Source organism: Sediminibacterium ginsengisoli, assembly GCF_900167075.1.
GTDB classification, from domain to species: Bacteria; Bacteroidota; Bacteroidia; order Chitinophagales; family Chitinophagaceae; genus Sediminibacterium; species Sediminibacterium ginsengisoli.
Genome location: NZ_FUWH01000011.1, coordinates 36,716 through 48,589 on the forward strand (window position 1 = coordinate 36,716; position 11,874 = coordinate 48,589).

Sequence of the window (11,874 nt, forward strand, 5' to 3'; positions counted from 1 at the left end):
GTAACTTGCAGATTCTAATCCTTAAAATTATTTCAGCATGAGCCTTGGATATTTCTCCTACCCACTGCCGGCCAATGAGCCGGTATTACAATATGCGCCGGGCAGCCCCGAAAAAGCAGCCCTTAAAAAAGCGCTTGCGGAACTGAAAAAGAAAGAGATCGATATACCTATGTATATTGGTGGCAAAGCCGTAAAGACCGGTAAAAAGGTAGCGATCCGTCCTCCGCACGAGATCAGTCATACACTCGGTTATTTTCATGCAGGCGAAGAAAAGCACGTGGTTCAGGCCATCGATGCTGCGCTGAAAGCAAAAGCCGCATGGGCGGATATGAGCTGGGAGAACCGCGCTCACATCTTCCTGAAAGCTGCCGATCTGCTGGCTACCAAGTACCGCTACCAGATGAACGGTACTACCATGCTGGGCCAAAGCAAGAATGCGTTCCAGGCAGAGATCGACAGTGCCTGTGAACTGATCGACTTCCTCCGTTTCAACGTACATTACCTCAGCGAGATCTATAAACAACAACCGGTTTCAGCCCCGGGCATGCATAACCGTATGGAATGGCGCCCGCTGGAAGGTTTTGTGCTGGCTGTAACACCGTTCAATTTTACCGCTATCGGCGGTAACCTGCCTACTTCTGCTGCCATGTGCGGCAATGTGGTGATCTGGAAACCAGCCAATACACAGATCTATTCTGCCCAGATGTTCATGCGTATTCTGAAGGAAGCAGGTCTGCCAGACGGTGTGATCAACCTGGTATATGTAGACGGACCTACTATTGGTAAAGTATGTTTTGCACACCGGGATTTTGCAGGCGTGCACTTCACAGGCTCTACAGGCGTGTTCAATCATATGTGGAAAGTGATCGGGGAAAACATTCCTAAATACAGAACTTACCCCAGGATCGTTGGAGAGACCGGTGGTAAAGATTTTGTACTCGCACATAAAAGTGCCAATCCCGATGCTGTTGTTACAGCCCTTGCCCGTGGCGCATTCGAGTTTCAGGGGCAGAAATGCTCAGCGGCTTCCCGCGCTTACCTCCCTTCCAATATTGCAGAAGAAGTAAAGACCAAACTGGTTGCCGCACTCAAAAGCATGAAAATGGGAACGGTAGAAGATTTCAGCAATTTCATCAATGCCGTGATCGATGAGAAAGCATTCAACAGCATCACACGTTATATCGATAACGCTAAAAAAGATAAAAAAGCAACGATCATTGCCGGAGGAAACTACAGCAAAAAAGAAGGCTATTTCATCGAACCAACAGTAATAGAGGCAAAAGATCCTAAGTACACCACTATGTGCGAGGAAATCTTTGGCCCCGTTCTCACGATCTATACTTATGATGCAGACAGGTTTGAAGAAGTACTCACGCTGGTAGACAATACCTCACCTTATGCGCTTACCGGTGCTATCCTGTCGCAGGACAGGGCCGCAGTAGAACTTGCGACCAATAAACTGCGTAATGCTGCAGGTAATTTCTACATCAACGACAAGCCAACCGGGGCAGTTGTAGGCCAGCAGCCATTCGGCGGCGCCAGGGCTTCAGGTACGAACGACAAGGCAGGCAGCCAGTTGAATCTCTACCGCTGGCTGAGTGCACGCACTATCAAGGAAACCTTCAACCCGCCTGTAGATTACAGGTACAGTTTCCTGAATGAAGCATAATATAAGTAAGATAACAACATGCCATAAAGTAAGAACCCCGCTTCATGATGGAGCGGGGTTCTTACTTTATAATGTGTAACTACAATTTATTTATCAGTCCAGGTCTTCTCACCTTTTTTCATTTTGTCGAGCGTTTCCTGGTAGGTTTTCTTTTCGCCATCAGGAGCCAGGTTCATCGCTTTGGTCTGCCATTCGATCGCTTCTTTCGTTTTACCGAGTTTGTGCAGGATATTGGCATAAGTATCCATGTACATATAATTATCCTTGTCTTTGAAAGAACGTTTACTCCAGTCGAGCGCTTCAGATACGCAGGTCATGTCTTTGCAGTTTTCAAAAACGGTCCATGCGTAACTGTTCAGTTCGGCAGCGTCGGCTTTCTCACCGTATTTACTCATATAGGCCACGATCTCATGCTGGAAATTATTCCAGTCCTTTTTAGACTGATAATAGATTACTTTACCTTTTGCAGTTGCTTCTTCACCATATTTAGGATAAGCAGCAACAAGAGCAGTTTTCAGTGAATCGAAGTTAGGGAGCGGGGCATTGCGTTTTAAAACAACAGGGTATACTTTTTCCTGGATCAGGATCGCCATCACGCGTTGATCAGCTTTACCCTTCCCCAGAACTGCATCTACTTTTTCAGGATGCTCCATCATCACGGCGAAACCTTTGTCTTTACTGCTGCTGGTGAATTTGCTCAGGAATTCGATATTCTCTTTGGTATAAAGGTCGGTCTGCGAAGCCAGGTAAGCATTGCTGACAGCAGTGGCATTCTTCATATCATACGCTTCCAGGGCTGCAAGGGCTACATTGCGTACAAAAGCAGGCGCTTTTTCACCGGCATTGTATTTATTGAGCAGTGTATAATATTGTTTTTCCGGATTCAGGGCATCTTTGCCTTTACGAACAAACACATCGGGTTCTGAAGAACCAACGGCACGGTGAACCAGGTTACCGTTCGGGTCAAAGAACAGGTAGGTCGGGTAAACGTTTACGTTGTATTTAGCCGCTATGTCGTGGCCGTCCTGGTACCATTTTTTGATATCTTCCGCATCGGCGGCTGTAGTATCCAGCTGCACTTTTACATTGATAAAATCAGCGTTGTAGAATTTGCCTACTTCAGGAAGCGGGAACACATTGGCCGACATTTGTTTGCAGGGGCCGCACCAGGTAGTGTAGCAGTCCATGAAAATATACTTTTTTTCAGCTTTCGCTTTAGCCTGGATATCTTTCCAGCTAAGGCCGTGTTCAAACTTCATTCCTTTATCCTGTGCAAAAGCCAGAGCGGGCAGCAACAGGAAAAGAAGTATTGCTTTTTTCATGATTTGGTTGGTTTTAGACGGTTAAACTACTGAAAATGAGCCAGAAAACGGCAGAAAATGTGATAAAAGGCCGGAGTATAAGTTTTTTAGTTCACAGTATCCAAGTTCCGGGATAACTATCTTGTTTTCCCCTATATTTGCCCCTCAAAATCCGTATAAGTGGCTACTAAATTCTCGAAAGAAACCTATCTGTACTGGTATGAGCTGATGCAGCTGATCCGCCAGTTCGAATTGAAAGCAGAAGAAATGTATAAGATGGCCGGAAAAATCCGTGGTTTTTTCCATGCCTATGTAGGCCAGGAAGCCATTGCTGCCGGTTGTATGACCGCTACGCAGCAGGACGATCCGTTCATTACAGCTTACCGCGATCATGGTCTGGCGCTGGCAAAAGGCGTATCGCCCAATGCCTGCATGGCCGAACTCTATGGTAAAGCAACGGGTTGTGCAAAAGGAAAAGGCGGCAGTATGCACTTCTTCAGCCTGGAGCACAGGTTCTTCGGTGGTCATGGTATCGTAGGAGCCCAGATCGGAACCGGGGCAGGACTGGCATTTGCGGAACAATACAAGGGAACCAAGAATGTGGTGCTTTGTTATTTCGGTGATGGTGCAGCCCGTCAGGGTATGCTTCATGAGACCTTTAACCTGGCCATGCTCTGGAAGCTGCCGGTGATCTTTATCTGTGAGAACAACAACTACGCAATGGGAACCTCGATCGAGCGTACCAGCAACGTGATCGATATTTATAAACTGGCAGATGCTTATGAAATGCCGGCTGATAAAGTAGATGCCATGATCCCTGAACTGGTACACGAAAGTGTGGCACGTGCAGTGAAAAGGGCACGCGAAGGTGATGGTCCTACCCTGCTCGAATTCAAAACCTACAGGTACAAAGGGCACTCGATTTCCGATCCGCAGAAATACCGCTCCAAAGAGGAAGTGGACGAATACAAGAACCAGGATCCTATCGTAAAAGTAAGGCAGACCATCCTGAGCAATGCTTTTGCTACGGAAGAAGAACTGCAGGCAATCGACGCACGTATCGATGCAGCTGTGGAAGAAAGCGTGAAGTTCGCTGAAGAAAGCCCATGGCCAGATGATAGCGAAGTGCTGAAAGATGTATACATTGATCAGAACTATCCATTCATTGTAGATTAAACCAACCCGGATTACCCAGTGATACGCCTGCCGTATCACCCAAAACAAATAGTATATTTTATGAGCGATAAAAAAGAGATTGTCGTTGAACAAAATGAAGCCCTGATAAAAGCGCAAAGTGTTTGGCAGCACATCCAGAAGCCACTGCTGATAGTGGTAGCCGTTGTAGTGATCGGCGGCGGCGGCTGGTATGCTTACCAGCAATATGTAGTGAAACCGAAAGAAGAAAAAGCAGCAGATGCGCTCTTCAAGGCACAGCAGTATTTCGGGATCGATTCATCTAACCTGGTTCTGAACGGCGACGGACAAAACAAAGGCGTTCTTTCTGTGATCAGCACCTACAGCGGTACCAAAGCGGCCAACCTCGCTCATTACTATGCAGGCGTAAGCTACCTGAAACTGGGTGATTACAATAATGCAGTAAAGCACCTGAAAGATTTTTCAACTGATGCAAAACAGATCCAGCTGCTGGCTTACGGTTGCCTGGGTGATGCTTATGCAGAACTGAACAAGAAAGATGAAGCCGTAGCTGCTTATAAAAAAGCGGCGGCAGCGTTTGACAAGGACGAGAACAATGCTTCCGAATATCTTTTCCGCGCAGCTCTTCTGGAAGAAACTGCGGGTAAAGTAAAAGAGGCAACAGATCTTTACAGAGAACTGAAAGAGAAATTCCCTAAAACGGACAAAGGCTACCAGGCAGATAAATACATCGCACGCCTCAGCACCGATAAAAATGACCTAAGTGTAAAGTAATGGCAACACCAGGAAATACCAACTTAAACAAAGGCATCCCCGCAATAAAGGATGCCTTTGTAGTTATCGTAAAAACAGAATGGAACGCAACAGTCATCAACAAACTGGAAGCGGGCGTTAAAAAAGTACTCAAAGCACAGGGCGCAACCTGTAAGGTATTAACCGTTCCCGGTGCGTTTGAGATTCCATTCGCCGTTAAGAACCATTATGCCTACAGTAAAGTACTGCCAGACGCCTACATCACACTTGGCGCTGTGATCAGGGGCGATACACCGCATTTCGATTATGTATGCAAAGCCGTAACCGATGGCGTACTGCAGCTGAATCTTTCTCTCGATGTACCGGTGATCTTCGGTGTTCTGACCGTGGATAACGAAGAGCAGGCACGTGAGCGCATAGGCGGCAAACATGGCCACAAGGGCGAAGAAGCGGCCGTTACGGCACTAAAAATGATCTCGCTGAACAGGAAATTAAAATAGTTACCTGCCGATGAATGTTCAATTGTTTATTCCCTGTTTTGTAGACCAGCTCTATCCCGGCGTGGCTTTTAATATGGTAAAAGTGCTGGAAAAAGCAGGCTGCACAGTCAGTTATAACACCAACCAGACCTGTTGCGGCCAGCCTGCTTTCAACGCAGGTTTTTGGGGCGAAGCAAAAGACGTCTGTGGTAAATTCATGCAGGACTTCACCGGAACCGATTATGTGGTAGCGCCGAGCGCCAGCTGTATCGGTTTTATTCGCAACTATTACAACAAACTATTCGAAAATACCGCGCAAAGTCAGCAGGCAAAAGACCTCTCCAAACGCGCATACGAATTTTCAGACTTCCTGGTAAATGTACTGGGCGTGGATAATGTAGGCGCAACATTCAATGCGAAAGTAACTTACCACGACAGCTGCGCGGCTTTGAGAGAATGCAAGATCAAAAATGAACCCCGGCAGCTGTTATCGAAAGTAGCGGGCCTGGAACTCATAGAGCTGAATGATGTGGAAACCTGCTGTGGCTTCGGGGGCACATTCGCCGTGAAGTTTGAACCGATCAGTATTGCCATGGGCGACCAGAAAGTAAACAACGCTGTAGCAACAGGTGCCGAATACCTTGTGAGCACAGACATGAGCTGCCTGATGCATATAGACGGCTGCAGCAAACATAAACAGAGCGGACTAAAAACCCTGCATCTCGCAGATGTGCTGGCAAGCGGCTGGTAAATATTATACATCATCAATCATTCCATTATAAGCAGAATAACATGAACTACTGGCTTATCAAATCCGAACCATTCAAGTATAGCTGGGAACAGTTTGAAAAAGACGGCCAGACATTCTGGGACGGAGTGCGTAACTATGCAGCCCGCAATAATCTCCGCGCAATGAAAAAAGGAGACCTGGCATTCTGGTATCACAGCAATGAAGGAATGGAGATTGTAGGCATTGCCAAAGTGGTGAAGGAAGCTTACCAGGATCCAACAACAACAGAAGAAGCCTGGGTAGCCGTAGATTTCAAACCTTATAAGAAAATCAAAAAGCCGGTAAGTCTGGCCACCATTAAAGCAGATAAACGTCTTGCGGAGATGGCACTTGTTCGCCTGGGACGATTATCCGTACAACCCGTTACACCCGGCGAATGGGATATTGTAATGGAACTTGGGGGTATGTAAACCATTACATTCAAAGACAAGTCGCAGCATTCCTGCATGCACAATTCTGCATGTGCGAGAATTTTTACTTTTTCTTTTTTTTAACAGAGCGTGCTGGTTACAAACGGACACTGTATTGTATAAAATGATGCAGGCCTGCAAATCCATTCACAAACCTTAAAAACTGTACAATGAAAAAGTATTTATCCGCCGCATGCATTGTGGCAATTGTAATGGCCGTAGTTTCCTGCAACTGGTTCCGCTCCTCCCCAAAAACACCCGCAATCACCGGCAACTGGCGCCTGGACTCTGTTTATCACGCAGGCGGCAAAAATAACGACAGTAATGCGCTCACCCCATTGTTGCTGATGGGGTTCAAGAAATCGAATGCAACGTTTTCTTTTAATGCAGACAGCACGCTCCATTATGTATCCGCAACAGATACAAGTATTTCACGTTATTATGTAAAGGATAATATCCTGCATATACTTGATGAAATACCCGAAGAGAAAAACAATTATAATATCAGGTTCACAACAGACAGCCTGGTTACTTTAACATCCAATGACAGTTTCAGCCTGGTATTGCGCAGGCTTTAATATTGAATAAGGATCAGCAAGAGCTGATCCTTATTACTTCTACCCTATTCGTATCTACTCATCAAAATACTGTTTTATGAACCGCTATCTATTCTGCATAGCAGTTCTGGCCATACTTTGCTATTCCTGCAGCAGGAAGCAAACAACGGAAAGAGAACTGCAAAACGACCAGGTAAATACACCTGCTGCAGGGAACAAACAATTATCAACAACAGATACTGCTGCGGCAAGAGAAATTATGAGGCAGGCCGATCTGGTGGCAGAGATGAAAGACTATAAATCCGGCGATCAGTTATTACGCAGACAGATAACAGCATTCAACGCTTATGTAACAGCTGAAGAACAGCACACATCTGCATTACGGCTGGAAAATAATCTCGTGATCCGGGTACCTGCAGCCAAATTTGATCAACTGTTGAGCGCCATCAGCGGCGAAGGAATTACGTTGCTACGGCGAACTATTTCTGCCGAAGATGTTACTGCGGAAGCTGCCGATACAAAAGCAAGACTAACAGCTAAAAATGCAATACGCAACCAGTATTATCAGCTGTTGAAACAGGCGAAGAGTATAAAAGATATACTGGAAATACAAAAACAGATCGATGCTTTGCAGGAAGACATTGAAGTGACCACAGCCAGATCACATTATTTATCAGACCAGGTACAATACAGCACCATCCGTCTGCAATATTTTCAGTATCTTGAAACAACAGATACTACCGATAAGATCACTTATTTTTCCAGGCTGAAAAACGCATTTATTGCCGGTGGATCATTTTTTGCCGAAGTCCTTGTTTTGTTAACCGGCGCCTGGCCGTTTTTATTATTAATGATTGTGGGAATATGGATATGGAAAAAGAAAAAAAAGCCGGTAACAACGGCAGTATAAAGAAGAAACTCGTGGTGCTTACCGGTGCCGGTATCAGTGCTGAAAGCGGCCTCAAAACCTTCCGGGACAGCAACGGGCTTTGGGAGGGCTATAATGTATATGAAGTAGCCACACCAAGAGGCTGGCAGAAAAATCCACAGCTGGTGCTTGATTTTTATAATATGCGCCGCAAAGATGTAGCAGCTGCAAATCCTAATGCTGCGCATACAGGACTTGCAGAACTTGAATCGGATTTTGATGTACAGATCATTACACAAAATATAGATGATCTGCACGAACGTGCAGGCAGCACTAATGTACTTCATCTTCATGGCGAGATCTTTAAAATGCGCGGGCAAAAAGATGAACAGCATGTCTGCGAGATAAGGGGCGATATCAGTTTAGGTCAGCTGGCGCCGGATGGAACCCAATACAGGCCACATATCGTATGGTTTGAAGAACCCGTTCCACTGATCATGGAAGCCGCAAGAATAACGGCAGCTGCTGATCTTTTTGTAGTGATCGGAACTTCACTGGTAGTATATCCCGCCGCCGGACTGATCAATGAAACAGCTGATGGTACCCCTAAATTCATTATTGACCGGCAGATTCCTGCTCTGCCGGTCATTCCCAATCTCAAGCTGATAGAAGCGCCCGCATCCCAAGGTGTAAGATTGTTAAAAAGTATGCTGGCGGCCTATCTTTAAAGTTTTAGTAACAAGCGCTGGCGTATTCTTGCGCAAATCAAGGCTGATGAGAAAAATTTTATTGTCTTCCCTGTTATTGTCCGGCTTCGCAACAAAAGCCCAGCTGAGTGAACCTTTCAAGGAATTGAAAAGTTTCTCCCTTAACCAGCATATTCCTACGGATACAACGCCATATCTGTCCTTTTATCACAAGGGGGTTATCAATTATCTCTATCCGCTTTACAAAGCGGCTGTGAGACAAGAACAACTTGTTGCTGCTACGGATAGCAGAAATTATTACGAGAGCCTGTCACAGATGGTGTCACTTACCGGTGATCATGCTACAGCGCTTACACTTCAGAAAGCGTCCTATGAAAGCATCCCCGACTCTGTTAAACAACGCATTGTTAAAGACGCACAAATTGCAAAAGATGTGCAGTATGCAGATGCAAAAGCATACCTGCTTGCAAGGGCAAAAAAAGAAAAAGTGATCATGCTCAATGAAGCGGGAAACCAGCCGCGTCACCGTGCATTTACCGCTTCACTGCTGCAGGAATTATACCAGCAGGGCTTCCGTTATCTTGCCGTGGAAACCCTGAACCCTTACAACAATGCATCCCTGGATAAAGTGAATATTCTCACCGGCAATTTCACCTGCGAACCGGTAGCTGGTGAAATGATCAGGAAAGCCCTCGAAACGGGGTTTAAATTGGTTCCTTATGAAGATACCATTGCAAGCCATACCGCAAAACAGCGTGAATATGCACAGGCAGCCAATATTTACAACATCATAAAAAAGGACAGCAACGCTAAAATACTGGTGCACGCTGGTTATGGTCATATTGAAGAAGCCGCTTTGAGCGATGATCATATTCCTATGGCAGCTTATTTCAAGATCATTTCCGGTATAGACCCGCTGACGGTTAACCAGGTATCGATGTCTGAAGGCGCTACGGATAATTACGAATTGCTTACTTATGAAAACTGGCTCCGGATCCATGCCACTACACAATCTGTTATCCCTGTACTTGCTGATACTCCGATCGATCCTTTTGAAACAAGGCTCAACGATCTTTATGTGATCCATCCGCCAACAATATATAAAAACGGGCGCCCCGGCTGGCTCGCAATGGATGGCTGGCGTAAAGAACAATCCGTTTCTCCTGCATACCAGACGCTCTTTATAGTTCAGGCATATTATATCGGCGACTATCATGAAAAGACAATCGACATGATGGTTCCCGCAGACCAGACCTACATCCTTGCTCCTGACGGACTCTATTACCTGTATCTACGCAAAGGCAAATACAAATTAGTATTCAGGGATAAGCTGTATAAAATGCTGGGATCAAAAGACCTTGAAGTAAACTAAGCTGCCTACCCAGGCCTGAGCCCTGTACGCGTTCGTTTAATGATCATTTCTTAAGGTACTGACCAAACATCAGTATTACAATAGATGCCATCAGGCCGTAGATCCAGTGAATATGGGTTTTACTTTCGGTAAGACGTGTTTCGATTTGTATGAGCTTCAGCAGTAGCTCGTTAAAACGAAGGTTCAGCTCTTTAGCAAGCAGATCTGTTTTCGCTTCGGCCTGCTCAAACTTTTGATCAATTTTACGGTTGACTTCTTCAAACTTTTGATCCATTCTCCGGTTGACTTCCTCAAAACGATGGTCCACTTCTTCAAACCCCAGATTTACTTCCTCGAAGCGGTGATTCATAAAACCGATCAATACACGCGCTTCATCACTGCCAAGCCCTTTCTTAATGGCATCACATAACTCAACATCTGTTGGCACTGGTTTCATAGCTTTTAAATTTTCAATGAAACTAACGCTTACCCAACAGATTTATTCACAGTATTTATACCTGTTTTTCATCAGGCGAAAAAGATATACGCAATACAGATCGCTGCTATCACGCCAATAATATCTGCAAATATTCCCGCCCATATCGCATAACGTACCCGCTTGATTCCTACGCTTCCGAAATAAAGAGCTATGATATAAAAAGTAGTATCTGCACTTCCCTGGAATGTAGATGCCAGCTGCCCTACAAAACTGTCCGCACCATGCGTTTTAAATACATCGAGCATCAGTCCCCTTGCCCCGCCACCACTGAATGGCCGCATGATTGCAACCGGTAGTGCCGGCACGAAATCCGCCGTCAGGCCCATGTTCACAAAACACCAGGTAATACCATTGATGATCCAGTCCAATGCCCCGCTGTCGCGGAATACCCTGATCGCAACAAGCATTCCCACCAGGTAAGGTATGATCTTGATGATCACATCCCATCCCTGCTTGGCTCCGTCGATGAATGCTTCAAACACATTCACTTTCTTCAGGAAGCCCCCTATTATAAAAGCACTGATGATCACAAAAAGTATAAAATTACCCAGCACATTACTGAATGTTTCCTTCGTGAACAAAGTTGGTTCCGGAATATTTTTCTGGGATGGCAAACCATGAATGAACCATGCAAATAAAAGGATAGTTGTAATAATTCCCCCCAGCCAGATGATCAGAACCCTGTCGAACCGCAGCCGCTGGTAAATTCCCGTGATCACGATACTGGCGATCGTTGCGATAGTAGTGGCGATCATCAAAGGCACAAATACACTGGTTGGATTGGTACTGCCGCCGCCTGCCCGGTATGCAATGATCGATAATGGTATCAGCGTAAGCCCGCTCGTATGGAGCACCAGGAACATGATCTGTGCATTACTGGCCGTATCTTTTACCGGATTCAGCGTCTGCAGGCTTTCCATCGCTTTTAAACCGAATGGCGTTGCGGCATTGTCGAGTCCAAGCATATTGGCACTGAAATTCATCACCATCTGCCCCATGGCCGGGTGCTTATCCGGCACTTCCGGAAACAGCCTTTTCATGAACGGATTCAAAAGCCTGGCCAGGAAATTGATCGCTCCCGCTTTCTCCCCTATATTCATCAGCCCCATAAAAAATACCATTACCCCGGTGAGCGGTAAGCCGATATCCATTACGGAAGACTTCGATGCGTCGAATATGCCTTCCACAAGCTTCTTGAAGATCTCGTAATCCTGGAACACGATCAGCTTCACCAGGGCAATCACAAGCCCTATCGCAAAAAAGAGGATCCATACGTAGTTTAAGGCCATAGCAGTCAATTAGTTCGTGAAAATAAGGTTATCAACGGAAAAGCAG

Annotated in this window: 13 protein-coding genes; 10 read left to right on the forward strand and 3 right to left on the reverse strand. The window is 45.7% G+C overall.

Annotated elements, in window-relative coordinates; all coding sequences use genetic code 11:
• The first annotated feature begins 37 nt into the window (after positions 1 to 37).
• Entirely contained in the window at positions 38 to 1,669 is a 1,632-nt protein-coding gene (gene pruA, locus B5D42_RS15405) for an L-glutamate gamma-semialdehyde dehydrogenase (protein ID WP_078832426.1), read from the forward strand.
• A gap of 86 nt (positions 1,670 to 1,755) precedes the next feature.
• On the opposite strand, the gene B5D42_RS15410 is transcribed toward pruA, so the two are convergent.
• Entirely contained in the window at positions 1,756 to 2,991 is a 1,236-nt protein-coding gene (locus B5D42_RS15410) for a thioredoxin family protein (protein ID WP_078832427.1), read from the reverse strand.
• A gap of 159 nt (positions 2,992 to 3,150) precedes the next feature.
• Here B5D42_RS15410 and pdhA point away from each other — a divergent pair, with 159 nt between their 5' ends.
• From pdhA to B5D42_RS15455, 9 genes are all read left to right on the forward strand, one after another.
• Complete coding sequence (gene pdhA / locus B5D42_RS15415) at positions 3,151 to 4,146, forward strand: pyruvate dehydrogenase (acetyl-transferring) E1 component subunit alpha (RefSeq protein ID WP_078832428.1); 996 nt, start codon at positions 3,151 to 3,153, stop codon at positions 4,144 to 4,146.
• 60 nt (positions 4,147 to 4,206) lie between these two features.
• Positions 4,207 to 4,899 carry a tetratricopeptide repeat protein gene (locus B5D42_RS15420; RefSeq protein WP_078832429.1) on the forward strand — a complete coding sequence of 231 codons (693 nt, stop codon included), beginning with the start codon at positions 4,207 to 4,209 and terminating at the stop codon, positions 4,897 to 4,899.
• Positions 4,899 to 5,378 carry a 6,7-dimethyl-8-ribityllumazine synthase gene (ribH, locus tag B5D42_RS15425; RefSeq protein WP_078832430.1) on the forward strand — a complete coding sequence of 160 codons (480 nt, stop codon included), beginning with the start codon at positions 4,899 to 4,901 and terminating at the stop codon, positions 5,376 to 5,378. Before B5D42_RS15420 ends, ribH begins: the two co-directional genes overlap by 1 nt.
• Before the next feature lie 10 nt (positions 5,379 to 5,388).
• Positions 5,389 to 6,108, forward strand: coding sequence for a (Fe-S)-binding protein (locus B5D42_RS15430; protein ID WP_078832431.1), 720 nt, complete (start codon positions 5,389 to 5,391; stop codon positions 6,106 to 6,108).
• A 41-nt stretch (positions 6,109 to 6,149) separates the two neighbouring features.
• The gene (locus tag B5D42_RS15435) at positions 6,150 to 6,557 is read left to right on the forward strand and encodes an EVE domain-containing protein (RefSeq protein WP_078832432.1); all 408 of its coding nucleotides are present in this window, start codon (positions 6,150 to 6,152) and stop codon (positions 6,555 to 6,557) included.
• Between the two features lie 170 nt (positions 6,558 to 6,727).
• Positions 6,728 to 7,135 carry a hypothetical protein gene (locus tag B5D42_RS15440; RefSeq protein ID WP_139367195.1) on the forward strand — a complete coding sequence of 136 codons (408 nt, stop codon included), beginning with the start codon at positions 6,728 to 6,730 and terminating at the stop codon, positions 7,133 to 7,135.
• A gap of 76 nt (positions 7,136 to 7,211) precedes the next feature.
• Positions 7,212 to 8,024, forward strand: a complete 813-nt coding sequence (locus B5D42_RS15445; protein WP_078832434.1) for a DUF4349 domain-containing protein — start codon at positions 7,212 to 7,214, stop codon at positions 8,022 to 8,024.
• Positions 7,985 to 8,710 (forward strand): SIR2 family NAD-dependent protein deacylase, encoded by a 726-nt coding sequence (locus B5D42_RS15450; protein ID WP_078832509.1) that lies wholly within the window; start codon positions 7,985 to 7,987, stop codon positions 8,708 to 8,710. The genes B5D42_RS15445 and B5D42_RS15450 overlap by 40 nt, the downstream gene beginning before the upstream one ends.
• A gap of 46 nt (positions 8,711 to 8,756) precedes the next feature.
• The gene (locus tag B5D42_RS15455; protein WP_139367196.1) at positions 8,757 to 10,061 is read left to right on the forward strand and encodes a hypothetical protein; all 1,305 of its coding nucleotides are present in this window, start codon (positions 8,757 to 8,759) and stop codon (positions 10,059 to 10,061) included.
• Between the two features lie 43 nt (positions 10,062 to 10,104).
• Here B5D42_RS15455 and B5D42_RS15460 read toward each other — a convergent pair whose 3' ends face one another.
• Positions 10,105 to 10,497: a hypothetical protein gene (locus tag B5D42_RS15460; protein WP_078832436.1), complete on the reverse strand. Its 393-nt coding sequence runs from the start codon at positions 10,495 to 10,497 to the stop codon at positions 10,105 to 10,107.
• Positions 10,498 to 10,568: 71 nt separating this feature from the next.
• Positions 10,569 to 11,828 carry a spore maturation protein gene (locus B5D42_RS15465; protein ID WP_078832437.1) on the reverse strand — a complete coding sequence of 420 codons (1,260 nt, stop codon included), beginning with the start codon at positions 11,826 to 11,828 and terminating at the stop codon, positions 10,569 to 10,571.
• Positions 11,829 to 11,874: the final 46 nt, after the last annotated feature.